This is a genomic window from Corynebacterium sp. KPL4015, from assembly GCF_040225725.1.
GTDB classification, from domain to species: domain Bacteria; phylum Actinomycetota; class Actinomycetes; order Mycobacteriales; family Mycobacteriaceae; genus Corynebacterium; species Corynebacterium rhinophilum.
The window spans coordinates 40,547-65,486 of sequence record NZ_JBEHGF010000008.1; the positions used below are offsets into that span (position 1 = coordinate 40,547).

Sequence of the window (24,940 nt, forward strand, 5' to 3'; positions counted from 1 at the left end):
AACATGCCAGCTTGTTGCGCGTGTTACGAAAGTGGCCAAAGTTGCGGGTTTGAAGTACTGGTTTAAGCTCTGGGGGTAGCTGGCGGGGGTGCTGGGATGGGCTTGTCGGTGTCGAGCCGGAAAACTGCCATTTACCTGCGACAAGGCCCTGTACTGGACTCGGCTGAAAGCGTCTTGGGGTCCCTGTCGGGCAGGGTCATTCCTAAGGGCGTTAGAAGGGGAGCTGGCTACCAAATTTGTGCAGTTGTTGTTGAATTTGTGGGCCGAAAGCGTTGACCGCACCGATTCCTATACCGATGGCCAGTGCGCCCGCAATGACACCGATGATCCCCCAGAACTGCGGCTTGGAAGAGAGGGAATCAGCAACCGGTAGTTGGTGATCTGCAGCGTCTTCAGCATCCATGAGGTGGGCTTGAGAGTGATCTGAGGTGGAGCCTAAGGGTAAGCAATCGGCGAGCTCCTCGATAGTATAAAACGTTGAGTCAGCGGCAATAGGCTCACAGCCATCGTGGAACGGGATTTCCTTTTCGTTGTGGAGCATCCGCACAAGGGTCTCTCCGCGATCATTTTGGAATGCGTCCCATTGAATATTCGCGCCCATCGGGGAGACGGTATCACCACGCCATGCGGAGTTATCCCAGCTGTATAAATCATCCTCTGGGACACCTTGTTCGGAACCAGGCAGCTTCAGTAGGGCAGCCAGCGGGATGATGGTCTCGGCGTGGCCGAAGCGATAATTGGCCGCCACGTCGCCGCCAGCAGCGCGGTCCTGAACGTTTCTAATCATCTCCTCAAGCAGTGGTTCATAGTTGTCGTAGGCAATCGTCTGGCCCTGGATAGCCGGGCCTTTCTCATAGAAGTCTTCTACGTCAAGCAGGTACGCAAAGGTTGGTCCGCTGTTATCGTCCATGTACTCATCAAAGATCCACCCCTCCGCCGGGGCCTTTTCCTCGTGCTCCAAAGCTGGAGCGATGATTTAGAGGTTGTAGAACTGCAAGGCGGCGTCAACGATGCCCTCAACGGATTTATCGTCCTTTTCTCGGGCGGAAAAGCGAACGGAGCCATCTGCTAAACCGTTGATAAATTCTGGCGTAAAAATCTTAGCCAGCAAGCTGCGTGCAGCCTGCTGCGACTCTGGCTTGGCGTAGGCCTGTTGTACTTTTTCCTGTAAAGCCTGAGAGTCCTTCCACTCTGTATAGCGCTGATAGGATGCAGCGTTTTTATCCTTGTGTGCGTACATCAGGTCAGGGCGTGCGGCGATATTAACGTGGCCATCTTTCGTGTCATCGTCCAAGTGTGTGGCCAGTGAAGGGGACTGTTCCAGTAGACCTTCCCCGAAGTTCCACCCAGAGTCATTGGCGCGGTCCTCTCCAGAGGAAGTGAAGCTCACCTTGAGGTCCTCGGCGGCAATCGATCCCAGTAGCTCCGCATTGCGCTGTGCATTGCGCTTGCCGATGCCCCTGAGCTCTTCTCGTCCCACTTCCGTCAGGTTTCCATAACCGGCTTCTTGGCCAGGGCCACCGGATAGCTCTCGGTTTACCGCTATCATGGCCTCTACTTGCGGGATGAGCTTTGTACCGAGCTCGGTAAGCTGATCGCGTTGTTGGGCATACTCCAGCATCTGCTGCGCGAGGTCATCGTATTTAAAGCTTGATAGGCCGCGGGATCCGTGGCGATCTACCGTTGAGGTGTAAATCTGGTGAAACCCACTGGGGGCTTCGGCGTAGCTTGATCCCTGTGGCTGGTAATGCTGCTTGGTGGAGTAGTAGGTGGCGCCTTCGGAAGCTAGAGCTGGTGCGGGCGCGAGGGTACAGCTCAGGGCAGTGATGAGGGAGAGAGTGCGTGTACGCATATGAGTATTCCTTGCTGGAGAGCTGGATAAAAAGACAGCTGACAGCTTAAGGGCCGCATCTTGCAATCACATGGCATGTAGGTAAATTGCGGGAATACTTTTCGGCTCTCGGCGGAGTGTGCGACGCATCCGCGAATTGGGATTGAATTCTGCTGCTGCGAGCGAGCGGAGGTGGATGAGACAGTAGGTATAGCAAAAGCGCCGCAGAGGATGTCTGCGGCGCTTTAACAAGAAGGGAAGAAGGCTCTTAGAGCTGGATGCCTCGCTCGGCCAGCCATGCCTGTGGGTCAACGGCGTCACCGGAGTTCGGGTGAACCTCGAAGTGGAGGTGAGAACCGGTGGAGAAGCCCATGGAGCCCATACCGGCGATCTTCTGGCCGGCACGCACGTGCTCGCCCACGGCAACGTCGAGGGTCTGCATGTGGCCATAGACGGTCATGGTGCCGTCATCGTGGAGGATGCGGATCCACTGGCCGTAGCCGGAGGCAGGGCCGGAATCGATAACGGTGCCGTCCATGATGGAGAAGATGGGGGTTCCAATGGCGTTGGCGATGTCAACGCCGGCGTGGAACGAACCCCAGCGCGGCCCGAAGCCGGAGGTGAAGGCGCCTTCAGCGGGGCGGGCAATGGAGGGGGCGCGAGCGGCAAGGTCCTCGGCGGCGCGGTCAGCGGAAGCCTGGATGGACTTGCTCAGCTGGTCCACCAAGTTGGTGACCGGCTTTGCCTCAGCAACGTTGAGGATCTGCGGTGCAGCATCGGAGGAGCCTGCTGGGGCGTTGTTAACCTCGGAAGTATCAGCGGCAAGCTTGTAGTCAACAGACTGCGTCTTGGTGGTGGTAGTTGCAGTGTTGTCGGACTCAACGTTAGCGGCAGCTGCGCCGCCTACGCCGGCGGTGGATACGGCACCGGCTGCAACGGTCATGACAGCGATACGACCCTTGGTGGTCTGCGAGGTGACAATCTTGCGATGGCGGCCGGCGCCACGCTGAACTTTGCTTCGCATTAAATCTTCTTTCGTATCTTTCACAATCTTCAAAAAGAGCGTTACATCGTCTCTGGGGTAGTTACGAGATTGTGACCTTCTTGTTACCAACGAGATGTAACAGTAGCGTCTCAAAAAGATAACAGCAAGCCAAAAGTTGATTTTTTCTCGGGCCGATCTGGAATAAGCCTACATGCAGGCAACTTCTGGAGAATTTTACGCATGGTGCGATATAGATCTCTTAAAGCCAAGCCCCCGCGGTAGCCCCGAGTCTGTAATAGTGCACCTTAGGTGCCGGTTGTGGAAGCGCCCCCGCATGAAATTACTGTGACCAGTGGGGGATAAGGGGGAAAACTTCATTCCTTATATATATGTCTACAGTAGTTACTGAAGAAGTCCACGGTGATTTTGGAGGTGCCTCGTCGCGCCACCCCGCTACCGCGCGGAAAAGGTGGCAAAGTGGACGCCGATGAACAAAAACACCAGCCCCCAATCTCGGTCAACGCCCCGCCCGCGTAGCCAGGCGCGGGGCCGGACAGTGCAGACAGAGCGCGCCCCTCGTGCACCCCACGCCACCGCGACGCAGAAGCCACATAATTCTGCAGAACGCGTCGCCCGCAAAGCCGGGTCGAAGGCGAAGGCCCGTCGCACGCCGGCTCCGCTGACGAAGGCCGGGCGCATTCGCCAATTATTCATGTCGGCGGCGCTGCCGAATATTATTGTCGTCCTTATTATTGTGGCGCTCGCTTTCGGTGCGCTCTTGCTTTTCGGCTCACCGCTCGCGTGGTTGCCCACCATTGTGGCGGAAGCCTGGATGGTCTTTAACCTCGCGCCGGTATCCGCGGCCGGGGTGGACCTGTCGTTCCTCCCAGCCTTGCCCGCCCTCATCCTCGCCACGGTGGTGGCGGTGCGCGTGCGCGCCGCGGTGAAACACAAAGTCAGCGTGAAGGACCTGGCGATACTTGTCGCTTGCGTGGTGGGCGTTCCCGTGGTGTTGACCTGCATTGCTTGGGTGATGTTGTGGGATGCCGGCAAGGTCTTCGATGTGTCCCCGCCCAACCTTGCTGCCGCGCTGGCCCGGGTTATCGTCGTGCACTTGGCCGCGATGGCGGCTGGCATGGGCGCCCGCCTGTGGCGTGCCTTGGCCAAGCGTTATGACGCCCCGCCGCTGCTTGTCGATGCCGCCCTTATCGCCCTGCGCTACCTTGCCTACCTCGCCATTGGTGCGGCGGTAGTCTTCGTGCTCGTTTTCATCGTCAACTTCTCGCGCCAAGGGGAGATGATGGATGAATATCCGTCCATCTCTGGGCTGGGCATTTTCACCCTTATTTTGTTGAGCCTGCTGTATATCCCCAATGCCATCGTCAGTACCGGGGCAGTGCTGGTGGGCTCGGAGTTTTCGGCAGGGGAGGCACAGGTAAGCCTCTTTAGTACACACCTTGTTCCGCTGCCACCGCTACCGATTACTGGTGGCATCCCGGCTTCCTCGCCGGGGTGGGCGGTTGTGTTCATGGTGGTTCCCCTCATCGCCGCGACGCTGTCCTTGTATAAGAAGCGCCCATCCTTCCAGAAGGCGCTCGCAGCCACAGTGGCTACCGCGGTCATCATGTTCTTCGCGTGCTACCTCGTCAGCGGCACGCTGGGCTACTACGGCCACACTGGCCCGCACCTGTGGACCGCTGCCGGCCTCGCCGCGCTGTGGATCGCCCTGGTGGGCTTGGCCGTCGCGGCGGCCTTTGCGCTCATGAACTGGCGCGACGCCCGCGCAGCCGAGGTGGAGTCTTCGGCGGCGGAGTCCGCCGAAGAGGATTCAGAAGACGCTGCAGAGTCTGCAGAAGATACCGCTTCCGAGAACACCGCTGATGCAGAGCAGCCTGATGCAGACAAGGCCGAGGCCGATGAGGCTGATGGCGACGATGCTGATGCCGATGTGGGCGAGAGCGACACGGACAAGGACGAGGACGAATCGGAATCGAGTGACGGTGAGGACTCCGAGTCAGCGGCGAATGACGCGGACGACGCAGCCGACTACGATGACGCTGCCGCAGAATCCACGGACACCGCAGACACCGCCGAGGACGAGGTCATCGAAGGGGAGGTCGTCGAAGACGGCGACGACGGCGCTGATGCGGAGGACGCCGCGGGCGATGGTGGGAAAGAGGGGGCATCGGAAAGCAGCGAGCACGAAGCAGCTGAAGACCCCGAGATCCTGGAAGGTGAGATCGTGGAAGAGGACGCAGACGAGCACGGCGCTGGTGCGGTAGAAGGCGGCGAAGCACCCCAATCGGAAGCGGCAGATTCTACTGAAAGCGGGAAGAGGGACTAGGCTATAGCGCGTGACTTCACCGATGCCACCACGCGCTACTGATGCTACTGACCGTCTACGAGTTGTCGTGCTTGTTTCTGGGACGGGCTCGCTTTTGCAAGCCATCTTGGATGCCCAAGATGAGCACTACCGTGTGGTGAAGGTGGTAGCGGATAAGCCGTGTCGAGGTATTGACCGCGCCCGAGAACGCGATATCGATACTGAGATCGTGGAAATGGGCGCCGACCGTGCCGAATGGAATACATGTCTGGCTGATGCAGTAGCTGCTGCGCAGCCAGACATTGTTGTTTCTGCAGGCTTTATGAAGATTTTGGGGGAGGGGTTCCTCCGCCGCTTCGAAGGCCGCACCATCAATACCCACCCGGCGTTATTGCCTGCGTTTAAGGGCGCGCACGGGGTGCGCGATGCGTTGGAGTATGGCGTGAAGGTCACAGGTTCTACCGTCCATTTCGTGGACGCGGGCGTGGATACCGGTTCCATCATTGCACAGCGGCCGGTGGCCGTGCGGGCAGACGATGATGAGGCCAGCCTCCACGAACGCATTAAAAAGGTAGAGCGCGAACTCATCGTCGATGTGCTGCGCGCGGCGCAGCCCCGCGGCGAGGAACTTTTTATTCAACTCGCAGACTAAGACTTTTCGAAAGGCTTAATCCTCCTCATGAGCGAAGACCGCAAGCAGGTAAAGCGCGCACTCATTAGCGTGTACGACAAGACGGGGCTGGAGGATCTGGCCCGCGCACTTGATAAGGCAGGCGTAAAGATCGTCTCTACCGGCTCCACCGCCAAGAAGATTGCAGACCTGGGAATCGAGGTCACTCCGGTTGAAAAGCTCACCGGCTTCCCCGAGTGCCTGGAAGGCCGCGTCAAGACGCTCCACCCGCGCGTGCACGCCGGGATCCTGGCCGATACTCGCAAGGAAGACCACCTGGCGCAGCTCAACGAGCTTGAGGTAGAGCCCTTCCAGCTCGTCGTGGTCAACCTGTACCCCTTCCAGGAAACCGTAGCCTCCGGCGCGGACTTCGATGGCTGCGTGGAGCAGATCGACATCGGTGGACCTTCCATGGTGCGCGCGGCGGCCAAGAATCACCCGTCCGTTGCCGTGGTCGTGGATCCGGCGCGCTATGGCGAGGTAACCCAGGCCGTTGAAGAGGGGGGCTTTAGCCTTGACCAGCGCCGTGGTCTCGCCCGCGATGCCTTCCTTCACACCGCTAATTATGATGCGGTGGTCTCCGCGTGGTTCGTGGACCAGCTCAGCGACGGCGAGGAGACCACCTCGCTGCGCTACGGCGAGAACTCCCACCAGGCCGCCACCGTCACCCGGATTGGCACCAAGGGCTTGGCCAATGCCAAGCAGCTCAACGGCAAAGAGATGAGCTACAACAACTACCAGGACGCCGATGCTGCCTGGCGCGCGGCCTGGGATCATGAGCGCCCCTGCGTGGCTATTATCAAGCACACCAACCCGTGCGGCATCGCCGTATCGGACGAGTCCATCGCTACGGCCCACCGAGCGGCGCATGCCTGCGACCCGATGTCCGCATTCGGCGGCGTCATCGCCGTCAACCGCGAGGTTAGCGAGGAGATGGCCGAGCAGGTCAAGGGTATTTTTACCGAGGTCATCGTCGCACCCGCCTATGAGGAAAAGGCGCTGGAGATTCTGCAGTCCAAGAAAAACCTGCGCGTGCTTTTGGCCGAGCCAGAAGCACAGGGCGAGGAGCGCAAGTACATCTCCGGCGGCGTGCTGCGCCAAGAACCGGATACCTACCAGGCCGAGGGCGATAAGCCCGAAAACTGGACCCTAGCAGCGGGCGAAGCCCTAAGCGACGAGGACTTGGCTCAGCTCGAATTCGCCTGGCGCACGGTGCGCGCGGTCAAGTCCAATGCGATTCTGCTGGCCAAGGACAACGCGACCGTGGGCGTGGGCATGGGCCAGGTCAACCGCGTGGATTCCGCCAAGCTTGCGGTCGAGCGCGCCAATACGCTTGCCGATGCCACCAACCGCACCCAAGGCTCCTTCGCCGCCTCCGATGCTTTCTTCCCCTTCGCCGATGGCTTGCAGGTGCTTCTCGATGCCGGCGTCAAAGCCGTTGTCCAGCCCGGCGGCTCCATCCGCGATGAAGAAGTTATCGAGGCAGCTAAGGCCGCTGGTGTTACGATGTATCTCACTGGAACGCGCCACTTCGCTCACTAGCGATAGCGCCTGAAACCTAAGGATCCCGGCCATGCTCGCACCAACACGCACCGCACCAAGGCGTACTGCACCGAGACGCATGGCGTTTGGTGGCCTACTTTTGGCCGGGGCGCTGTGTCTTAGCGCGTGCGGGCAGGGCGAGCAGGAGACGGAATCAGAGCCGGGCATCGCCAAGCAGACGACGCCGCGCTCTACAGAGAGCGCGGCGGATACGGCGGATAGCCCTCGCGATGCCGCAGCGCAGGATGAGGCTGCGCCGGCTGATGCCCAATCCGATGCCGCGAAAGCTGCCGAAGATGGCGGGCCGGCTGTGGCTGGTGACCTGCAGCGCGAGCTCGACCGCATCGCCGCCAACTACGGGAATGTAGGCATCGCGGTATCGGATGGCACCACTACCGTTGCCGCCGGGCGCACCGCGCCCGAAACCGCCTGGTCCACCTCCAAGGTGCCGGTGCTCATCGCGGCCCATCGCGCAGGGCTCATCGGCCCCGACGTGGTGACGTCTGCGATTACCTATTCCAATAATGAGGCGGCTCAATCCGCCTGGGACGCGCTGGGCGGCGGCGCACAAGCCGCCCAGGCCGTGCAACAAGTGCTTGGCGAGGCCGGCGATACCACCACGCAGGTCCAAAGCCAGGTCACCCGCCCGGAATTCAGCGCCTTCGGGCAAACGCAGTGGAGCGTGGGCGACCAGGCCGCGTTCATGGCAAAGCTGCGCTGCGTCAACGGTGCCGAACCCATCCTCACCGCGATGTCTACGCCCGACCCCGCACAAAGCTATGGCCTGCGCAACCTAGAGGGTGCCGCCCTCAAAGGTGGCTGGGGCCCAGATACCGCCGGCGGCTATGATGTGCGGCAGATGGGTCTTGCCACCATCGGCGGCCGCGAGGTGGCGGTAGCACTCATCGCCTCGGCCCCGGATGGTCAGTACGCCTCCGCCCAACCATTACTTTCGGGCATGGCGCTCGATCTCTCCAAGGCCGACGTTGCTTGGCCCACCCCAGCTTGTTAGCTCCATCCCTGGCTTGTGAGAAAGGACTTATCATGCCGCACTTTCATTTAACTCCACGTTTGCGTTGGGGATTGCACCTCGGCGCGGTAGCGACCGCGGGCATTGTTTTAAGCGCCTGCAGCACTGGCTCGGATGGGGATCAACCCGACTTTTCCGGCGATGGCGGCATGACCACCGTCGAAAGCACGACGGATACTGCCGCAGAGGCAACTTCGACGACCAAATCCCCGGAAACCCAGGAGAAAGATCCACCGGTGGTCACGGTGACCGAGACCGAACAGGAGCAGGCACAGCCACCAAAAAACAATAATGGCGGCGGAAATGAACTCATCGACGGCTTGGGTGAATACGGCTGGACCGATACCAATACTTATGCCAATTGCCACCGTTATGAACGCGTCGTCTTTGCCGGCAAAGGCCCAGACGGCAGGGCCATTATCTGTGAAAATCAGGGAAACGTCCTGACGTACCGCTCGACCATCTTTGGTGGCGAATTTACTGGGTCAATCATTGGCCAAGACGGCGGCAATTACTACGTGGATGCCACACCATCGACCATCGTTGTAACCCCCAGCGGGATTAGCGTGCGCGAAGGCGGCGGACTGGCCGCCACCGCGGACTTTACTCAATCCTGGCAACGTTAACCACTGGTAAGTGGTTAACGACGCCACAAGGAAATGGTTAGCGTTAACCTCATGGGAGAGGTTAACGCGCCATAACGAGGTTAACGGGACTGTTTCTTATTGCGGTCCGCCGCTGCCGCCGCAGCCGCAGAAATCGAGTCATTGCGGTTCTTTAGCAGCTCAAGCGTCATGGCCTCGGCGTCCTCGGGGACGTTGGCGCCGAGGACGGCAAGGGCGGCATCGGCAAGCATGGCGGCAGTCTCCGGAACCGACTGGGCCGCGGCATAAGGAGGCGTGCCGTTATTGGGGCGCATCTCGATGACCGACAGCGCGATGTGGAAGGGCAACTCGATGCGGGGATCCGCATCGCCCACAATGGCAGCGGCGGTGGTGCGGAAGTGGTTCTGCAGCCGCTCGCGGGAGCTGTGATACTCCGAAAACTCCGGCGAATTGGCCACCGGCAACTGGTACAACCGGCCGACGTTCCAACCGCTGGTGAGCAACAGGCGCGATTCCGCGGCGACCAACGACCACAGGCGCTGCTCGGGCTCGGCATCAGAATCCACCAGCTCATCGGCTAACTCCAGCGAGGGCTCAATGGTGGAATTTAGCAGCGCGAGGAAAATCTCCGTCTTGGAGGGAAAGTGGTAGTACAGCGATGCCTGCCGGATGCCCACCGCGTCCGCGATCTGGTGGGTCGACGTCGTGGCAAAGCCCTGGGTGGTAAATAACTCTGAGGAGGCGTCCAAAATCTCTTCCCGGGCGCTATTGCCTCTGCGGCGGGGGCTATGTTTACGCGGCCTACCGACGTTTCCTGACATGCGGCGGACGCCTCCTTTCTCTCAGCAGAAAATGCTTTTACTCAACAACTCTACAGCCCTGCAGCCCGCCGGCGCGGACCGCATGCGTAGCCACAAAAACTTTGTGGCGATTCTAATGTGCGCCATCCGCGGTGCGTTGGGAGATGGACTCGAAGGTCGCAGATACCATGCGGCAGGCCGTGCCATAAGCCGTGCGCTCCAGCGGCGGGAGATCCTGCAGCGTGGATTCGCGGCCGTGCACGTTGTCGAACCAGCGCCGCATTTCTACCGAATACCCTGTGCGCCACGCAAGATCCAAGGTCTCTGCGTCCTCCGCGGTGAGCATCCCGCGCTCTTGGCCAATGGCAAGGCGATCGACCGTGGGGCGCGGGCTCGGTGCCGCCCACCGTGCAATGGCGGCGATGGGGGACAACAACATGGACTTAATGTCCACGGCCGCGCTGCGATCGGGCAAACCGCCGACGCGCTGAAGCAACGGCGGACGCTGGGACAACGCCTCCTCCAGCAAAGCCTGCTCGCCGCCGCGGCCTAAAGGCAGACCGGCATCGACGCGCGCTGCCATGGAATCGGCTGCTTGGTGCGCCTCTAGACCCACATCGCGAAAGACGGACTCCAAGTCGCTGTCTTCTCCCATCCACTCGATGGGCATGCTGGGAAGCTGATCCCCGCGCGCCGCCGCGCCGGTCAACCGGATATCCGCGTCCACGCCTGGTGCGCGCACGATGTCCGTCAGCAGCCGCGAAAACCAGTTTGCTAATTCAATCTCATCGTCTTGGTGTGCTACCGCATTGCGTAAGACATCTTGCGCCTCTGCCAATAAGCCGCGAGCAGTTGCCCGGGACTGGCAATGGGGAGCAAGCTCCGAAAGATCGAGAAGGGATTGATGCAGGCCCATACAGTCACTGCCTTTCACTCATTGCAAAGCGGTGCGCATCTAAAAATTGTGCGGCGCAGGATTGCTATAAATGTAACACTTATGCGATATCGCAGTAGCGCTCGGGGGAGCGTGCGGCGGGTACGCCGTGTCCGGAACTCTGGGCGTCCGTGGCGGAGCTTTCCTGCTGGTGCTGGAACGAGGGTGTGGCGCTTGCGGTGTAGCGCGAAACTAGACCTCTAAAACGACTTTCGCCGCCTCACCTCGAAAGGCGGAGCGGCGAAAGTTTATGGATCTTTTACCGTGTCACACTTGCCAGCGGCAAAAGTGCGCTGTTGATACCCAGCTACTGTTTAGCGGGTGGTGAACGGCAGGAGAGCCATTTCGCGTGCGTTCTTGACTGCGGTAGCAACCTGACGCTGCTGCTGCGGGGTCAAGCCGGTGACGCGACGGGAACGGATCTTGTGGCGATCCGAGATGAATAGACGCAGAGTCTTGGTGTCCTTGTAGTCCACCTTCTCAATGCCCTCAGCCTTCAAAGGGTTCTTCTTCGGGCGACGGCTCTGCTCCATACGGAACTTCTTTTGGTTATTGCGCTTATTAGCCATTGTGCAATTACCCCTTTACCAGCTGGACTTGCGAACGCCCGGCAGCTCACCACGGTGAGCCATGCCGCGCATACGGACACGGGACAGGCCGAACTTGCGGAGGTAACCGCGTGGGCGGCCATCGGCTGCGTCGCGGTTACGAACGCGGGCTGGGGAAGCGTCACGAGGCTGGCGGTTCAGCTCGAACTGAGCCTCCAAACGCTCCTCATCCGGGGTGTTCGGGTTCTTGATGATCTTCTTGAGCTCAGCGCGACGCTCCGCGTAGCGGGCGACGATTTCCTTGCGCTGCTCGTTCTTAGCGATCTTGGACTTCTTAGCCATGAATTATCGCTCCTCGCGGAATTCGACGTGCTTGCGGGCGATCGGATCGAACTTCTTCAGGGAGATGCGATCCGGGTTATTGCGCTTGTTCTTACGGGTCACGTAGGTGTAACCGGTGCCCGCAGTGGACTTCAGCTTGATGATTGGGCGAATATCGTTACGTGCCATACTTAAATCTTCTCCCCACGTGCGCGGATCTTGGCAACAACGGACTCGATGCCGTCGCGGTCAATGATCTTCATACCCTTGGTGGAAACATTCAGAGTAATGGTACGGCCCTCAGAGGGCAGGTAGTAGCGACGACGCTGCACGTTGGGGTTCCAACGGCGCGAAGTGCGGCGGTGCGAGTGCGAGACCTGCTTGCCGAATTCCGGCTTGCGGCCCGTTACCTGGCAAATAGCCGACATGGGTCTTCTTTCTCCTAGCCGCCCACATCGTGGCTATAAACGACTACGTGCCGACTGCCGTGTGAGGGTGGCAGTGCTCAAAAAGTGAGGTGTGAGCAGGTGCGGCATCGTCGTCAAAAACCAGTAGACGGGGCGTAATACGTATGTTTTGACAACAGCAAGAGCAAATCTTACAGCCTTACTCGCGATATACCTAATCGCTGCTGCGATGCCCCTACGTATAAAGGTGTCGGCTTTCTGCCGATGATCAAGCGACAGCGCCCAAAGCATTGGGGAGGTATGAGGCCTTACTATAACGAAAGGGGCGCATATGTGTGCCTGTGGCGACTGTGGTTGCCACAGGCGAGCAATTTCGTATATATGGCCGTGGAATGTAGGATAATTCAGGTTATCGGCCGGCGCGCTTTGTGGCGCCGGGCGAGCTGTAACTGTACATCCCAACTCGGGCACGATCCGTACCGGCATAGCAATCCAGTGTGCGGAACCGACCCGTAGTCCAACCCTGAGGGAATATATATGAAGAAAGACATCCACCCGGATTACCACCCAGTGGTCTTCCGTGATGCTGGTACCGGTCACTCCTTTTTGACCAAGTCCACCGCTACCTCTTCTCGCACCGTTGAGTGGGAAGACGGCAACGAGTACCCGCTCATCGTCGTTGACGTTACTGCTGAGTCCCACCCGTTCTGGACTGGTGCACAGCGCGTTATGGATACCGCTGGCCGTGTCGAGCGCTTCAACCAGCGCTTCGGTGCTATGGCTCGCCGCAAGAAGAAGAACGCGTAAGGAGAAGAAGAGAAAATGGCAACTCCTAAGTTTAAGAAGTCCCGTGCGAATACCCACGCACGTCGTTCCCAGTGGAAGGCTGACAACGTCGCCCTCCAGGAAGTCACCATTGACGGTCAGACCGTGCGCATCCCGCGCCGTCTGGTCAAGGCCGCTAAGCTCGGCCTGGTTGACGTAGAGCAGTTCTAAGCCTGCTTTCATCCTCGCCCCCTCCCGGTTGCTTATTAGTGACTGCGAGGGGGTTGCGATGTTTTAGACCCGCTTAGATTCTAGGGGGCATCAAAAAGCACCTGCAGGCCCGGGGTGGGCGGCAGGTGGTGCGGGGAACGCGCAGCCACAGTGCGTTCTCCTAAGCCGAAGGCCTATGCCTCGAGGGCGGCCTTGCGCTCCTCGGTGAGGCGGACTTCTTCCTTATTAATAAAGAGGAAGATGGCCAAAACGAGGATGGTAAAGAGCAGGAAGACCATGAAGGTGACATTCCAACCGGCGTACTTGACCAGGTAGCCCACACCGGTCGAGGCGAGCGTGGCACCGAGCAGGTAGCCGAAAAGTCCCGTAAAACCGGAAGCGGTACTTGCCACATTGCGCGGGGAGAGGTCGAGGGCCTGCAAACCGATGAGGCCAACCGGACCGTAGATGAAGGCACCGATGAGTGCGATGAAGGTAACCATAACCGCGAACGGGGTGCCCACTGGTGCCAGCCAGTAGCCGGCGATGGACAAGCCCGTAGCCAAGATAAAGATCAAGATGACCTTAGAGCGGTTGCCGTGGAAGAGCTTATCGGACATCCAACCGCAGAGAATGGTGCCCAGGAGGCCTGCGAGCTCGAAGGCGCCGAAGGCGATCAAACCGGAATTGATGTTCATGTGGTGGACTTCGGCGAGGTACGTCGTAATCCAGTTGAGCACGCCGTAGCGCAGTGCGTAAACAAATACATTGGCAATGGCCAGGAGCACAATGATGCGGTTGCGCAGGACGTATTTGAAAATCAGGTCCTTGGTAGAAATTCCATCGCCTTCTTGCCGCTTGATGTCTGCAACCTTGGCAGGATCATCGCGCCATTCATCGACCGTCGGCAGTCCTTCTGAAGGCGGATTATCGCGAATGAGCAGGAAGGCTAAGGCTGCGATGATCAGCGCCGCGACGGCGGGGAGCCAAAAGGCTACCTGCCATTGATTGCCGGTCATTGCCAAGCCGACGCCTACCAGCAGCGGTAGTACGCCTGCGCCCACATTGTGCGAGGTATTCCACAGCGATCCTTTCCAACCGCGCTCGGATGTGGAGAACCATTGCACGATGACGCGGCCGCATGGTGGGTGCCCCATGCCTTGGAACCAACCATTGAGGAACATGACGGTGGCAAAGACGCCGACGGATGCTGAGACCCACGGGACGAAGCCGACTATCAGGTTCATCAGTGCGGATAGACTCAGTCCGATGGGCAGGAAGTAACGCGCATTGGACTGGTCCGCGAGTATGGCGGAAAAGAATTTGGATAAGCCATAAGAAATCAACACGGCGTTACTAATGATGCCGATTGCAGGCTTGTCGATGCTCCCGTTATCTTCCAGCAGCAGCGGCGCGATCGTGGAGATGTTGTTGCGGATGAGGTAAAAGCCCGCGTAACCCAGGAAGATTCCCATGAAGACTTGGAAACGAAGGCCGGGGGAATTTCTTATCAACGTCCTCTTTAGGTAATTGAGGGCGTGGGCGGGGAGATTTGAGCCATGTCAGCACTGCATACTCCTTGGGTTGGAAAGATGAAAAAGATTGAACTTAAGGTTAAAGTAAGGCTAACCTTAAGTTAAATATAAAAGTGCGCTAACATAACTATGGATCGATTTTATTCTTCGGTGATTCTGTTCACAGCGGTGCGCCGCGGGGTGGGAGGATGTCTAACGGGGTGATGGTGGAGTCGAGTGCGAACGCAGGGGAGGCGACAGGTGTGGTGAGTTTGACCAGCTTATTGCCTACAGTAACTTCACAGGAACTTCTAGTAGGTTGGCAGAGTAGTTTAAGTTGTGACTAAGTGAAGCGAGGCATAGTGTTCCTATGAACATGAGGAATGATGACAACCGCGGCAATAATGGTCAGTCGCACGGTGTCCCGCAGGAACCCAACGGCGCGAACAATGGGCAGGCGCCGTATAACCAGCCGCGCGGAGGGCAACAGGATACTGGATCCGCGTATTCCAACGGAACCTATTCCCAAGGCTGGAACCAGCCGCGCATCAACGAGCAGGAGGCACAAGCCTCCCCACACGGTAACGAGGCGCCGCAGCACGCGCAGCACACCCCGCCCAGCAATCGCCTCTTTGGCGGCGCTCAGCCGGGTGCTACCCACGGGCAGCATGAAACTTCTAGCTTCGCTACCCAGCAAGGCGAGTATTCCCAGCAGGGGCCTGCGAATAATCAACCCGGCCAGCTGCCCGTGCCTGGGGTAACGCCATTGCCGCCGCAGCCAAAGCAGGAAAAGAAGATCGGGCTGGGTGCCGCGATGGCAATCGCTGCGGTAGCGGCAATCGCTGTAGGCTCCATTACCGGCGTGGTCGTGGGAAAGAATCAATCCAGCAGCGGCACGTCCGTGGTCAATGAGGCGCTCAATAGTAAACCGGCCGCCAACAGCATGGGCAAGGAGCCGGAGGAAGGCTCGGTGGAAGCGGTTTCTGCCAAGGTTTTGCCGGCCGTGGTATCCATTCAGACCGCTACTCGGACCTCGGCTGCGGAAGGTTCCGGTTCCATCATTTCTTCTGATGGTTATGTGTTGACCAACCACCACGTCATCGCCGGTGCAGAGCAGGGCGGCATTATGCAGGTGACCTTGAACGATGGCAGCAAGCACGAAGCCGATCTCGTGGCTTCCGATGCCAATACGGATGTTGCCATCATCAAGATCAAGGACGTGCACGACTTGCCACACCTCCAATTCGGTGACTCGGATGCGGTAGCGGTTGGCCAAGAGGTAGTCGCCGTCGGCTCGCCCCTCGGGCTTAATGCCACGGTGACCTCCGGCATCGTATCCGCGAAGAACCGCCCGGTGCGCGCGTCTCAGCAGGGTGGCGAGTCCTCGCTTATCGATGCCATCCAGACCGACGCCGCCGTCAACCCCGGCAATTCCGGTGGTCCCTTGGTGGACATGGAGGGCAATATCGTTGGTATGAACTCGATGATTGCGTCGTTGTCCGATAAAACCTCGGGTGAGGGCGGATCTATCGGCCTCGGGTTTGCCATTCCTTCCAACTTTGCCAAGCGCATGGCTGATGAGCTCATCAATAAAGGCCACGTAACCCACCCCACCTTGGGGGTTAAGGTCCTGGCGCGCGATGACGGAAATGGCGCGCGCATTGCAGAGGTCGAGCCAGGGGGACCAGCGGATCAAGCAGGTTTGAAGCAGGGCGATATCGTCACCCGCGTCAATGACCGGCTGATTGAAAACGCCGATGCGCTTATCGCAGCCGCGCGTTCCCAGGACTTCGGTGCGACCGTCACCTTGGAAGTATCCGATGGAAATTCGGATGATACTCGTCAGGTAGAGGTAACCCTGACAGGCGAGTAGATTAAAATGCAGCCCGCGCCGTGTCCGCATTGCGCCCCCGATGTTTCTTTGAAGGAGAAAAATGGCAGACTCCCAGCACGACTTGACCGACTCCACCAGTTTGGAGGATTCGGCTTCCACAGACGCTTTGCAGGATGTGGCGGAGCCGGATGATGCCTACCTCTTGGCCAGTGAGAAAGAGGACCGGTTGGCGGCGCCGCGCCGCGCACTCGTTGTGATCGTCACGGATCACCCCGGCGAAAATTCAGATAGTACCTCCAAACTGGTTACTGAGCTTTTGGCAGAGGCGGATTTCCGCATCGATGGTTCGGTAGTTGTGCGCTCGAAGAAATCCAAGATCCGGCAGGCCATTGAAACTGGCGTCGTCGGCGGTGTAGATCTCGTACTCACCGTCGGCGGTACCGGAGTGGGCCCGCGCGATAAGACGCCGGAAGCTACCACTGGGGTCATCGACAAGATGGTGCCGGGCGTGGCCCAAGCCTTGCGCTCTTCTGGTCAGGCTTGCGGCGCGGTCGATGCGTGCGCATCCCGCGGAATTTCGGGCGTTTCTGGTTCCACCGTCGTGGTCAACCTTGCGCCGTCGCGCGCTGCCGTGCGCGACGGCATGGCCACGTTGACCCCACTGGTCCACCACCTCGTGGATCAACTGCAAGAATCCAGCGTGCAATAACGCGAAGGAAAGGGGTGGAGATACTGCCATGACCTCGCAACCACGCCGACAGCGCAGGCGCGTATTCCGGCGATCAGATGCGCCGGAATATGACCGCAGCGCGGATCGCCCGGTAGGGCAGGACTTAGCTAGTGGGGAAGGCACCGATGCCCAGCGCATCGTCACTCTCGAGGATGCCGCAGCGGAAGGCGATGGCGCTCAGCCAGCCGAGCGCGGCGAAGAATTTTACCGCGAAAACCAGCCGCCGCACCACGGCTAATAGTCTGCTTATCCTTGTCGCGAGCCAAAAATGCTCAAGCAGTCATTACAAAAGCCCGTGGCCTCCTTCATTGCGAAGGTGGACACGGGCTTAACTGCTTCTTAGCAAGAATTAGTCGTCGTGGCGGCTGTGCTTGCCCTCAGAAGCAGTGGAGCCATCGGTGTCCTCGACCGCAGTGGCATCCCCAAGTGCCTTATCTGCGGCGGAGACAGCTCCCGCGTTCTGGGCCTGCAAGAGATCGCGGATTTCTGCCAAGAGTTCTTCCGAGGTTGGTGTCGGGGCCTCTGGGTCCACACCTTGGCGGCGCTTGGATGCTTCAGTGAGCTTGTTGAGAGGCATCACGATGAGGAAGTAGACCACTGCGGCGATGATCAGAAAGTTAATCGCGGCGGTAATGACGGCGCCAAAGTCCACGAAGGTGGACTTATTATCGGTGATCTGGAAGCCTAAACCATCGACCTCGGCGGAGCCGAAGGAGTTGATGATCGGTTGAATGATGGAATCCGTCACGGAAGTGACGATCGCCGTGAATGCGGAACCGATGATGACTGCGGTGGCAAGTTCGACGACGTTGCCGCGCATAATGAAGTCTTTAAAGCCCTTGAGCATGGGAGAAAACGGACCTTTCTGGGGATAGATAAGGATGGGTGTGAACCTTGAGCAAGCGGGAAGTTTAGTTCAAGCTAAAAGTACTCACAACTTGACGGACACGTGAATGCCACAACTCACTTGACGGATGCAGTGGTCAACCTTTGTGCAGGCATTTATGGTGAGGCATCTGCATCAACGGCTTGAGGCTGAGCGCGATCGCCCACGATGACCACGGTCAGCGGTTGGTTCAATGAGGCAGCGGCTACGTCATTGGCATGCTCATTAGGAAGTGCGAGCAAGACGGTGGCAGAAGAAACCTCGCCCTCCGCAGTGGTGGTGGAGACCACCCGGGCGCCGGAGGCGATGACGCGGGCGGTCGCGGGCTGGGAATCGGTGGCATCGCTTGCCGTGACGATATCGACGGTATCGCCGTGCTGCAGGTGGGGAATGATGTCAGGATCGGCAAGTTTTACAGGGATCATGCGGCCGGAACTTCCTTCCTTAGAACCGGCAGACCCCGATTCCGTGACGAGGCTAGACACCAACTCTTGGCCTAGGAGTCTCTGGCTGGTGACCACCTCACCCCTGCCCGCGGCGGCGGTGATGATGCGGCCGGCGAGATCGGAGGGGGCATCGGCAAGCGCGCTGCTAGGAATGGAAGAAGAAGGCAGGCGCTCGAGGGAGACATCGGAGGCGGAAAGCTCCGCACCGGCGGGCAGATCGTGGCTAAAGACCAGCACCTGCGGCAGTTCCTTCGCCCTGGAAATCGCGGAAACCAGTGCGGCAATGAGCAGGACCAGTGCGATGGCGCGGCGCACGAGCACGCCGCGGCGGTGGCCAGGGGTGCGCAGGGTGCGAAGGAATTGAGAGATTCGCGGGGACGGAGAATGAGCCATGCATAATTGGACTGCGCTACCGCCTGCGCGGTTCCCTCGGTTTAGGAAGAAAAGCGGTGGATTCCTGCGGCGGTAACCACGGCCTCGACGCGGCGATCGTGCGACCCGGCTGGGATAGAGTCAAGGAACTCGGTGGGGTAGACCATGGCGAGTACCGCGGGGTGGTTGCGCGGCACCATGGAAAGCGCGCGGTCATAGTACCCGCCGCCTTTGCCCAGGCGGTTTCCGGCGGCATCGATGGCCATGGCTGGGGCCAAAATCAGATCGCAACCGCACAGCACGCGGCTATCAAAACGCGGGCCGGCCGGCTCAGAAATGCCCAACTGGCCGGGCTGCATGCTGTGCGGGCCCTTGTATTCTGCCCAGTTCAAGACGCCGTTGCCGCAGGTGATGGGCAATAATACGCGGTCAACGCGGCGGGAAAGCCACGGGATGAAATCCGCCCCGCCTGGCTCTGAGCCCAACGGCCAATAGGCAGCGACGCTCGATACGCCGGCAAGCTCGGGTTCTAACTGCTCGCGCAGGGCAGTGGTCCATTCCGCGCGCTTATCGTCGGTGAGGTTGCGGCGCGCGCGAAGCAGGCGGGTGCGCAGTTGAGCTTTGATATCGCTGGAAGAAGGCATAAATAAATAATAGCGTCCGTGGCGTAGCGCTACACAGGAAAATAGTGCGCCGTTGTACCCTAAGATCCATGGCTAATGAACTCGAAGATTCCGCCACCGGAATCACCACGGTTGTAGTTCCTGCGGCTGGCATGGGCACCCGCTTTCTGCCCGCCACGAAAACCGTCCCCAAAGAATTGCTGCCCGTTGTGGATACTCCCGGCATCGAATTGATTGCTGAGGAGGCAGCCTCTGTGGGCGCGCGCCGCCTTGCGGTCATTACCGCACCCGAAAAGCAAGAAGTAATGCGCCATTTTGCGGAATTTCCGGATCTGGTAGAAACCTTAGATTCCCGCGGCAAGGATGAGCAGGTGGCCAAGGTCAACCGTGCCCACCAGCTCATTGAGCCCATCGCGGTAGAGCAAGAAAAGCCCTTGGGCTTGGGCCATGCCGTGGGGCTGGCGGAAGAAGTCCTGGCAGAGGACGAGGACTCTTTTGCCGTCATGCTGCCGGATGACATCGTGCTGCCGGCTACCGTCATGGCAGATATGGCGCGCGTTCGTGCTGAGCTTGGCGGCAGCGTGCTGTGCGCGTTTGCAGTACCACAAGAGCAGACGTTTAACTACGGCGTTTTTGACGTAGAAGATACTGACGCGCCGGGTGTGAAAAAGGTCGTCGGCATGGTAGAAAAGCCGGACCCAGAGGACGCACCGTCCAACCTGGTTGCTACGGGGCGCTACCTTTTGGACCGCAAGATCTTTGATGCGCTGCGCCGGATCGAACCGGGCAAGGGCGGGGAATTGCAGCTTACCGATGCCATCGAGCTGCTCATTGAAGAAGGCGAGCCCGTCCACGTGGTAGTCCATGAGGGCAAGCGCCACGATTTGGGCAACCCCGGTGGCTATATCCCAGCCAACGTGGACTTTGGCCTGCGCGATGAAAAATACGGCCCAGCGCTGTATAAAGCTATTAAACAAATCATGTCCGATTTCGAGGCGGAACAAGGCCTTAACTAATTACCTTGCACCGCGCGCACGTGCGTTGAGGGAAGCAAGGTAAGAGGGCAAGAAGAAAGGGCGGGCAGAGACCGTATGCGTTCAGTTGATGACCAGTTGGCGCTGGTTACTGATGCGGCGACGACCCCGGAGCCGGTGCGGATGAGCATTTCTAATGCGCTGGGGTTAATGTGCGCCGAGCAGGTGCAGGCCAATCAGCCCTTACCGGGCTTTCCCCAGGCGGCCATCGATGGTTATGCGGTACGCGCCGTTGATATCGGCGGCGAGCGCGGGCTGAAGGTCCGGCGCCCGAAGAATCAGGATCAAGACGGCAGCGAGGGGGAGGAGTCGGCTGAGCAGGCCGATGACGCCGCCACGCAGCCCGCCCCGCCAGAGGTCGAGCGTTCCTTGCCCGTCGTGGGCGAGGTTCCGGCCGGTTCGAAGCAGCCGCTGCGCCTGCAGCCCAAGCAAGCCGTGCGGGTCTATACGGGTGCTCCCTTGCCCACGCTTGCCGATGCCGTCCTGCCCCTCGAGTGGACCGACCGCGGACGCAAGCGCATCACGGCGCACCGGACGGTGCGCTCGGGCGACTTCGTCCGCCGCGTGGGCGATGATATCCAGCCCGGCGATGTCGCCGTATCGTCTGGCACCGTCCTCGGCCCAGCGCAGATTGGCCTACTGGCTGCGGTGGGTCGCTCTAAAGTGCTGGTCTATCCGCGACCCCGTGTGACCATCGTGTCCTTTGGCCGCGAGCTCGTTGATGTGGACAAGGAACCGGGTCTGGGCCAAGTCTTTGATGTGAACTCTTACTCATTGGCCGCCGCCGCAAAAGAAGCGGGGGCGGACGTGGTCCGCGTAGGCATTGCCGAAGGCGAACCCCGCCGCATCCGGGAAGTGCTAGAAACCCATATCACGCGCAGCGAGGCCCTCGTGATTACCGGTGCCGTTGGTGGCGCCGGCGCCGAGCAAATCCGCGAGATCTTGGCGGAAATCGGCGATATCGATACCTCACGCGTGGCCATGCACCCAGGATCCGTGCAAGGCTTTGGACTGGTAGGAGATGAACGCATCCCCACCTTCCTCCTTCCCTCGAACCCGGTATCGTCGCTGGTTATTTTCGAAATCTATATTCGACCCTTGATTCGCCTGGCCTTGGGCAAGCGCAACGCCCACCGCCGGGTGGTGCGTGCCCGCGCGCTCAACCACATTGATTCCCGCCCCGGACGCCGTGGTTTCATCCGTGCCCGCTTGATGCGCGATGCCGAAACCGCCGATTACCTGGTCGAGGGTCTTGGCGGTGCGACCGGCGCGCCGGCGCACCTTCTGGCCGGACTGTCAGAGGCTAATGCCATGATCCGCGTGCCGGAGGAAGTCACCGAGATCCGCCCGGGCGATGTTGTCGACGTCTTATTCCTCACCCAGCGCAGCTAATGCTCGACCCTTTCGGTACCGCTGCAGCGAAGCTGCGCCATCCAGTCACCGGGCCCACCGATGACCTGCACCCCGGTTGGCCGGAGGCGACGCCGACGGTGCAGCTTCCTTCCTCGGGGACACTGCCGTCTGGCGGGCGAATGCGGCTGAGACCCTTGCTGCGCTCGGATGGTCCCGAGTGGCGGCGCCAGCGCATTGAGGATGAACCATTGCTCCGGCCGGTGGAGCCTACCCAAGCGACCACCTGGGCACAAGCCCACAACTCGCAGGCCTGGTGGAATTACCTCATTTTTCTGCGCAACTCCGCGCGCGATGCGCAGGTGATCCCCTTGGCCATTGAGCTCGAGGGAAAATTCGTCGGCCAGGTAACACTTGGCAATATTCAGCATGGCAGCATCCGGGACTGTTGGATTGGCTATTGGGTGTATTCCGCCGTGCAGGGTGCCGGCGTCGCCACCGCGGCTACCGCCTTGGGAGTGGATCACGCCTTTGGGCGGGTAGGCCTGCACCGGGTGACTGCCACCTACTTGGAGCAAAATCCCGCTTCCGGGCGCGTGCTGGGGGCCAATGGATTTCGCTCCGAGGGGTATTTGCGCCGCAACCTGCATATCGATGGCGCTTGGCGGGATCACCACTTCGTCGCCTTGGTTAAGGAAGACTATTCCTCCACGGCGGTTGAGCGGCTGCGCCAAGCTGGGCGTTTGGTGTGAAAAGCATGCTTAATTCCGGGTAACGCTTTCTCAATTTTCACATAAGTAACAACATTGTAATTTGCGGCTTCTGTGGCCCCTAAAGTGCGGTTTTGGCGATTAGAGTGGAGTAATCATCTGCACCCCAAGGGAAGGTCCTTAAGTCGTGTCCACAGCTGTGCCAGTTATTGCAATCATCGTGGTGTGGCTCTTCGTGCTCGCGCCGTGGCTCCTGGGCAGGAGTAATCGCCCGATGAGCCACACCGGAGAGGCCTTTGAGGATACCCGTGTGCTCTTTTCCGGCGATTCCGGCAATGTCGCCGGCCGCCGCCGCCCGCGCTTGCGGGCCGATGATGTCCACCGCAGTGCTGCGGATGAAGACCAAGACTACGAGGTTGTATCCGCTGCTGCCGAGGACCCAGACCGCGAGGCAAACGTCGATGACGTGCTGATCGATGAAGAAGCAGAGGACCGCGCTTCCCGCGCACAGTCGCGGACCATTGCTGGCGCGGCCCGCCGCGCCCGGGCACAACCCTTTGGCGTGGGTGGCCGCGCATTCCGCTCTGCTGCCGACGAGGACGGGGCGGACGCGCACGATGAACACTCCGCCCCAGCTGAGGACGCTGCAGAGACCATTGAGGGTGAAGTCATTGAGGAATCGGTGACTCCGGCTGCGGCTGCTGACACCGCTGATACCACCGATGCCACCACTGCCGCCGATAGCGCGCGTACGTCCAAGGCCTCCGTCGATGCAGATGCGGACCTTGACGATGCCGATGATGTCTTGCTTGATGATGAGCGCGCCGGCGGGGAAGAAGGTGGTGCAAAGCGCAAGCGCCGCCGCAGGAATGTGGCTGCCGATTCCACCGAGTCTTTCACTGCGCCGGTGGCAGCAGACATTGCTGAGGATGCGTACGACTACGACGAGACCTATACCTCCCCGGTAGATCTGATGTATCCGGGTGCGGTTGATCCCGCCCCAGTCATTGATGCAGAAGAACCGGATACCGCAGAAACCGACTCTGCAGAGTCCGAATCCGATAGAGCAGGAGAGGAATCGGCCGAAGTAGATGAGTACGGTGCCCGTGGTGCTGAGGACGCGGCGCTGAATACTGACCTTTCTGAGGACGAGGTGGCATTTGCTCAGCGCCGCCTTGGCCGTGGTGGATGGGACCCAGTGGCGGATAAGGAAAAGTCCGCTACGCGCTACCAGCGCCGCCAGCGCACGCTTATCGGCCTAGCCATCGCAGTGGTCCTCACCGTGGCCCTCGGCATTGTGGCTGGCGGATGGACCTGGTGGCTGGCAGGTATCGTCGGCGTTCTGACCGGCATCTATCTGGTGGCGTTGCGCGCACAAGTCCGCCAAGAGCAAGCACTCTTGCGCCGCCGCGTAAAGCACCTGCGCCGGGCGCGGTTGGGCGTTCACAATACCGATGATGAGGCGTTGAAGATCCCCCGCAACCTGCGCCGTCCGGGTGCGGTCGTCGTCGAAATCGACGATGAAAGCCCCGACTTTGAGCACCTTCCCTTAAGCTACAGCGACGATGAAGACGGTGACTTTGATGGCCCACACGCCGGGCCCGATGGGGTAGGTCGCCGCGATGACCTGGCCGCTCGCCGCGCGGGTTAATTAGCCCGCTGCGCCTGGCTTCCGTGGAGCTTTTCGGTTTCCTCCGGCCATACGCCGGAGGTGGCCCGGCGGTGGGAGCCTAAGAGGTGGGTATCGACCATGCCGATGGCCTCCATGAGCGCAAAGCAGGTCACCGGCCCCACGAACTTAAAACCGGCCTTCTTTAATTCCCGCGACATGGCCTGCGACTCGGGGCTCTTTTTCGGGATATCCTCCATGACCTCGGGATAGATATTTTCTGCGGGCTGAAAGCTCCAAATGAAATCCGCTAGGCCGCCATTTTCGCGCAGTTTAATGGTGGCCTTCGCGTTATTGATGGTGGCGCGGATCTTGGGCTCGTTGCGGATAATGGAGGCATCGGCAAGCAAGTGCTCCACCTCGGCCTCACCGAATTCCGCAACCTTGTCCGGATCAAAGTGGCAAAAGGCCTCGCGGAAGGCGGGGCGCTTTTTTAATACCACGGCCCAGGACAGCCCAGACTGGAAGGACTCCAAGCTCAGGCGCTCAAACAGTCCGGCCTCATCCCTAATGGGAAGGCCCCATTCGGTGTCGTAATAATTCGTTAGCAGCGACGATGTCACGGCCCACGGCGTGCGGGCTATACCGTTTTCGTCGTACGCTAGCGGGGTTCGTTCTTCGGTAGTGGTTTCAGTATCCATGGGAGGTTCTCCTGTTGCTGTGTAGTGCCTATTTTCCTTGTCTTTTCCATTGAAGCAGCGATGGCGGGCGAGGCGCAGTGTGTACCTAGCTAGTTGGTGAAATTGCGAGCTCAGCGGGTGGGGCAGTGGCGTCTTCGCGTTGGGGTGGGCATTCGATGTA

The 24,940-nt window shown here is 59.8% G+C and carries 27 protein-coding genes and 1 pseudogene; 14 read left to right on the forward strand and 14 right to left on the reverse strand.

Features of this window, described 5'->3' with window-relative positions; all coding sequences use genetic code 11:
* Positions 1-211 precede the first annotated feature (211 nt).
* From ABRP64_RS04660 to ABRP64_RS04670, 3 genes are all read right to left on the reverse strand, one after another.
* Positions 212-961: a histidine-type phosphatase gene (locus ABRP64_RS04660; protein WP_349865624.1), complete on the reverse strand. Its 750-nt coding sequence runs from the start codon at positions 959-961 to the stop codon at positions 212-214.
* Positions 962-976: 15 nt separating this feature from the next.
* Positions 977-1,852 carry a histidine-type phosphatase gene (locus tag ABRP64_RS04665; RefSeq protein ID WP_349865626.1) on the reverse strand — a complete coding sequence of 292 codons (876 nt, stop codon included), beginning with the start codon at positions 1,850-1,852 and terminating at the stop codon, positions 977-979.
* A 247-nt stretch (positions 1,853-2,099) separates the two neighbouring features.
* Positions 2,100-2,855: a M23 family metallopeptidase gene (locus ABRP64_RS04670; RefSeq protein WP_284770605.1), complete on the reverse strand. Its 756-nt coding sequence runs from the start codon at positions 2,853-2,855 to the stop codon at positions 2,100-2,102.
* Positions 2,856-3,372: 517 nt separating this feature from the next.
* On the opposite strand from ABRP64_RS04670, the gene ABRP64_RS04675 reads away from it, so the two are divergent.
* The 5 genes from ABRP64_RS04675 to ABRP64_RS04695 are packed head-to-tail and all read left to right on the forward strand — an operon-like array spanning position 3,373 to position 9,007.
* Positions 3,373-5,160, forward strand: a complete 1,788-nt coding sequence (locus ABRP64_RS04675) for a cell division protein PerM (protein ID WP_284783441.1) — start codon at positions 3,373-3,375, stop codon at positions 5,158-5,160.
* 22 nt (positions 5,161-5,182) lie between these two features.
* The gene (purN, locus tag ABRP64_RS04680) at positions 5,183-5,791 is read left to right on the forward strand and encodes a phosphoribosylglycinamide formyltransferase (RefSeq protein ID WP_349865652.1); all 609 of its coding nucleotides are present in this window, start codon (positions 5,183-5,185) and stop codon (positions 5,789-5,791) included.
* Between the two features lie 27 nt (positions 5,792-5,818).
* The gene (purH, locus tag ABRP64_RS04685) at positions 5,819-7,351 is read left to right on the forward strand and encodes a bifunctional phosphoribosylaminoimidazolecarboxamide formyltransferase/IMP cyclohydrolase (RefSeq protein WP_349865627.1); all 1,533 of its coding nucleotides are present in this window, start codon (positions 5,819-5,821) and stop codon (positions 7,349-7,351) included.
* A 31-nt stretch (positions 7,352-7,382) separates the two neighbouring features.
* Complete coding sequence (locus ABRP64_RS04690; protein WP_284851798.1) at positions 7,383-8,363, forward strand: hypothetical protein; 981 nt, start codon at positions 7,383-7,385, stop codon at positions 8,361-8,363.
* Positions 8,364-8,395: 32 nt separating this feature from the next.
* Entirely contained in the window at positions 8,396-9,007 is a 612-nt protein-coding gene (locus ABRP64_RS04695) for a hypothetical protein (protein WP_284851799.1), read from the forward strand.
* A gap of 80 nt (positions 9,008-9,087) precedes the next feature.
* Here ABRP64_RS04695 and ABRP64_RS04700 read toward each other — a convergent pair whose 3' ends face one another.
* From ABRP64_RS04700 to rpmB, 6 genes are all read right to left on the reverse strand, one after another.
* Entirely contained in the window at positions 9,088-9,807 is a 720-nt protein-coding gene (locus ABRP64_RS04700) for a TetR/AcrR family transcriptional regulator (protein ID WP_284851800.1), read from the reverse strand.
* Between the two features lie 112 nt (positions 9,808-9,919).
* Positions 9,920-10,702 (reverse strand): putative nucleotidyltransferase substrate binding domain-containing protein, encoded by a 783-nt coding sequence (locus ABRP64_RS04705; protein WP_349865630.1) that lies wholly within the window; start codon positions 10,700-10,702, stop codon positions 9,920-9,922.
* Between the two features lie 332 nt (positions 10,703-11,034).
* Positions 11,035-11,289, reverse strand: coding sequence for a 30S ribosomal protein S18 (gene rpsR, locus ABRP64_RS04710; RefSeq protein ID WP_005279904.1), 255 nt, complete (start codon positions 11,287-11,289; stop codon positions 11,035-11,037).
* Between the two features lie 15 nt (positions 11,290-11,304).
* Positions 11,305-11,610: a 30S ribosomal protein S14 gene (gene rpsN / locus ABRP64_RS04715; RefSeq protein ID WP_005279906.1), complete on the reverse strand. Its 306-nt coding sequence runs from the start codon at positions 11,608-11,610 to the stop codon at positions 11,305-11,307.
* Positions 11,611-11,613: 3 nt separating this feature from the next.
* Complete coding sequence (rpmG, locus tag ABRP64_RS04720; RefSeq protein ID WP_023025964.1) at positions 11,614-11,778, reverse strand: 50S ribosomal protein L33; 165 nt, start codon at positions 11,776-11,778, stop codon at positions 11,614-11,616.
* A gap of 2 nt (positions 11,779-11,780) precedes the next feature.
* The gene (gene rpmB / locus ABRP64_RS04725) at positions 11,781-12,017 is read right to left on the reverse strand and encodes a 50S ribosomal protein L28 (protein WP_005279911.1); all 237 of its coding nucleotides are present in this window, start codon (positions 12,015-12,017) and stop codon (positions 11,781-11,783) included.
* A gap of 516 nt (positions 12,018-12,533) precedes the next feature.
* Here rpmB and ABRP64_RS04730 point away from each other — a divergent pair.
* Both ABRP64_RS04730 and rpmF read left to right on the forward strand, forming a co-directional pair.
* Positions 12,534-12,803: a type B 50S ribosomal protein L31 gene (locus tag ABRP64_RS04730; protein ID WP_005279912.1), complete on the forward strand. Its 270-nt coding sequence runs from the start codon at positions 12,534-12,536 to the stop codon at positions 12,801-12,803.
* Positions 12,804-12,818: 15 nt separating this feature from the next.
* The gene (rpmF, locus tag ABRP64_RS04735) at positions 12,819-12,992 is read left to right on the forward strand and encodes a 50S ribosomal protein L32 (RefSeq protein ID WP_005279913.1); all 174 of its coding nucleotides are present in this window, start codon (positions 12,819-12,821) and stop codon (positions 12,990-12,992) included.
* A gap of 173 nt (positions 12,993-13,165) precedes the next feature.
* On the opposite strand, the pseudogene ABRP64_RS04740 reads toward rpmF, so the two are convergent.
* Positions 13,166-14,540: pseudogene (locus ABRP64_RS04740) on the reverse strand (MFS transporter).
* Between the two features lie 315 nt (positions 14,541-14,855).
* On the opposite strand from ABRP64_RS04740, the gene ABRP64_RS04745 reads away from it, so the two are divergent.
* The 3 genes from ABRP64_RS04745 to ABRP64_RS04755 all read left to right on the forward strand — a co-directional run bounded on the left by ABRP64_RS04745 (position 14,856) and on the right by ABRP64_RS04755 (position 17,287).
* Positions 14,856-16,358, forward strand: a complete 1,503-nt coding sequence (locus ABRP64_RS04745) for a S1C family serine protease (protein WP_349865632.1) — start codon at positions 14,856-14,858, stop codon at positions 16,356-16,358.
* Between the two features lie 61 nt (positions 16,359-16,419).
* Positions 16,420-17,028, forward strand: a complete 609-nt coding sequence (locus ABRP64_RS04750) for a MogA/MoaB family molybdenum cofactor biosynthesis protein (RefSeq protein ID WP_284851803.1) — start codon at positions 16,420-16,422, stop codon at positions 17,026-17,028.
* Positions 17,029-17,056: 28 nt separating this feature from the next.
* Positions 17,057-17,287 carry a hypothetical protein gene (locus ABRP64_RS04755; RefSeq protein ID WP_284851804.1) on the forward strand — a complete coding sequence of 77 codons (231 nt, stop codon included), beginning with the start codon at positions 17,057-17,059 and terminating at the stop codon, positions 17,285-17,287.
* Between the two features lie 111 nt (positions 17,288-17,398).
* Here ABRP64_RS04755 and mscL read toward each other — a convergent pair whose 3' ends face one another.
* The 3 genes from mscL to ABRP64_RS04770 all read right to left on the reverse strand — a co-directional run bounded on the left by mscL (position 17,399) and on the right by ABRP64_RS04770 (position 19,397).
* Entirely contained in the window at positions 17,399-17,896 is a 498-nt protein-coding gene (gene mscL / locus ABRP64_RS04760; protein ID WP_284851805.1) for a large-conductance mechanosensitive channel protein MscL, read from the reverse strand.
* A gap of 155 nt (positions 17,897-18,051) precedes the next feature.
* Positions 18,052-18,774: an SAF domain-containing protein gene (locus tag ABRP64_RS04765; RefSeq protein ID WP_284853815.1), complete on the reverse strand. Its 723-nt coding sequence runs from the start codon at positions 18,772-18,774 to the stop codon at positions 18,052-18,054.
* A gap of 41 nt (positions 18,775-18,815) precedes the next feature.
* The gene (locus ABRP64_RS04770; RefSeq protein WP_284853816.1) at positions 18,816-19,397 is read right to left on the reverse strand and encodes a 5-formyltetrahydrofolate cyclo-ligase; all 582 of its coding nucleotides are present in this window, start codon (positions 19,395-19,397) and stop codon (positions 18,816-18,818) included.
* Between the two features lie 68 nt (positions 19,398-19,465).
* On the opposite strand from ABRP64_RS04770, the gene ABRP64_RS04775 reads away from it, so the two are divergent.
* From ABRP64_RS04775 to sepX, 4 genes are all read left to right on the forward strand, one after another.
* Positions 19,466-20,392 (forward strand): UTP--glucose-1-phosphate uridylyltransferase, encoded by a 927-nt coding sequence (locus tag ABRP64_RS04775; protein WP_284770618.1) that lies wholly within the window; start codon positions 19,466-19,468, stop codon positions 20,390-20,392.
* 75 nt (positions 20,393-20,467) lie between these two features.
* Positions 20,468-21,802 carry a molybdotransferase-like divisome protein Glp gene (gene glp, locus ABRP64_RS04780; protein WP_284783457.1) on the forward strand — a complete coding sequence of 445 codons (1,335 nt, stop codon included), beginning with the start codon at positions 20,468-20,470 and terminating at the stop codon, positions 21,800-21,802.
* Positions 21,802-22,512: a GNAT family N-acetyltransferase gene (locus ABRP64_RS04785; RefSeq protein ID WP_349865636.1), complete on the forward strand. Its 711-nt coding sequence runs from the start codon at positions 21,802-21,804 to the stop codon at positions 22,510-22,512. Before glp ends, ABRP64_RS04785 begins: the two co-directional genes overlap by 1 nt.
* 157 nt (positions 22,513-22,669) lie before the next feature.
* Entirely contained in the window at positions 22,670-24,121 is a 1,452-nt protein-coding gene (gene sepX, locus ABRP64_RS04790; protein WP_349865638.1) for a divisome protein SepX/GlpR, read from the forward strand.
* On the opposite strand, the gene ABRP64_RS04795 is transcribed toward sepX, so the two are convergent.
* A complete protein-coding gene (locus tag ABRP64_RS04795; protein ID WP_284770622.1) occupies positions 24,118-24,780 on the reverse strand; it encodes a DNA-3-methyladenine glycosylase I in 663 nt (220 codons plus the stop codon). The genes sepX and ABRP64_RS04795 overlap by 4 nt on opposite strands.
* Between the last annotated feature and the right edge of the window lie 160 nt (positions 24,781-24,940).

Coding starts and splice junctions, on each gene's coding strand:
- rpsR (WP_005279904.1), bottom strand. CDS start 11,289: ATGGCTAATAAGCGCAATAACCAAAAGAAGTTCCGTATGGAGCAGAGC.
- ABRP64_RS04665 (WP_349865626.1), bottom strand. CDS start 1,852: ATGCGTACACGCACTCTCTCCCTCATCACTGCCCTGAGCTGTACCCTC.
- ABRP64_RS04700 (WP_284851800.1), bottom strand. CDS start 9,807: ATGTCAGGAAACGTCGGTAGGCCGCGTAAACATAGCCCCCGCCGCAGA.
- rpmG (WP_023025964.1), bottom strand. CDS start 11,778: ATGGCACGTAACGATATTCGCCCAATCATCAAGCTGAAGTCCACTGCG.
- ABRP64_RS04755 (WP_284851804.1), top strand. CDS start 17,057: ATGACCTCGCAACCACGCCGACAGCGCAGGCGCGTATTCCGGCGATCA.
- ABRP64_RS04695 (WP_284851799.1), top strand. CDS start 8,396: ATGCCGCACTTTCATTTAACTCCACGTTTGCGTTGGGGATTGCACCTC.
- ABRP64_RS04765 (WP_284853815.1), bottom strand. CDS start 18,774: ATGGCTCATTCTCCGTCCCCGCGAATCTCTCAATTCCTTCGCACCCTG.
- ABRP64_RS04770 (WP_284853816.1), bottom strand. CDS start 19,397: ATGCCTTCTTCCAGCGATATCAAAGCTCAACTGCGCACCCGCCTGCTT.
- rpmB (WP_005279911.1), bottom strand. CDS start 12,017: ATGTCGGCTATTTGCCAGGTAACGGGCCGCAAGCCGGAATTCGGCAAG.
- purH (WP_349865627.1), top strand. CDS start 5,819: ATGAGCGAAGACCGCAAGCAGGTAAAGCGCGCACTCATTAGCGTGTAC.
- rpmF (WP_005279913.1), top strand. CDS start 12,819: ATGGCAACTCCTAAGTTTAAGAAGTCCCGTGCGAATACCCACGCACGT.
- ABRP64_RS04775 (WP_284770618.1), top strand. CDS start 19,466: ATGGCTAATGAACTCGAAGATTCCGCCACCGGAATCACCACGGTTGTA.
- mscL (WP_284851805.1), bottom strand. CDS start 17,896: ATGCTCAAGGGCTTTAAAGACTTCATTATGCGCGGCAACGTCGTCGAA.
- ABRP64_RS04690 (WP_284851798.1), top strand. CDS start 7,383: ATGCTCGCACCAACACGCACCGCACCAAGGCGTACTGCACCGAGACGC.
- purN (WP_349865652.1), top strand. CDS start 5,183: ATGCCACCACGCGCTACTGATGCTACTGACCGTCTACGAGTTGTCGTG.
- ABRP64_RS04745 (WP_349865632.1), top strand. CDS start 14,856: ATGAACATGAGGAATGATGACAACCGCGGCAATAATGGTCAGTCGCAC.
- glp (WP_284783457.1), top strand. CDS start 20,468: ATGCGTTCAGTTGATGACCAGTTGGCGCTGGTTACTGATGCGGCGACG.
- rpsN (WP_005279906.1), bottom strand. CDS start 11,610: ATGGCTAAGAAGTCCAAGATCGCTAAGAACGAGCAGCGCAAGGAAATC.
- ABRP64_RS04730 (WP_005279912.1), top strand. CDS start 12,534: ATGAAGAAAGACATCCACCCGGATTACCACCCAGTGGTCTTCCGTGAT.
- ABRP64_RS04670 (WP_284770605.1), bottom strand. CDS start 2,855: ATGCGAAGCAAAGTTCAGCGTGGCGCCGGCCGCCATCGCAAGATTGTC.
- ABRP64_RS04795 (WP_284770622.1), bottom strand. CDS start 24,780: ATGGATACTGAAACCACTACCGAAGAACGAACCCCGCTAGCGTACGAC.
- ABRP64_RS04705 (WP_349865630.1), bottom strand. CDS start 10,702: ATGGGCCTGCATCAATCCCTTCTCGATCTTTCGGAGCTTGCTCCCCAT.
- ABRP64_RS04785 (WP_349865636.1), top strand. CDS start 21,802: ATGCTCGACCCTTTCGGTACCGCTGCAGCGAAGCTGCGCCATCCAGTC.
- ABRP64_RS04750 (WP_284851803.1), top strand. CDS start 16,420: ATGGCAGACTCCCAGCACGACTTGACCGACTCCACCAGTTTGGAGGAT.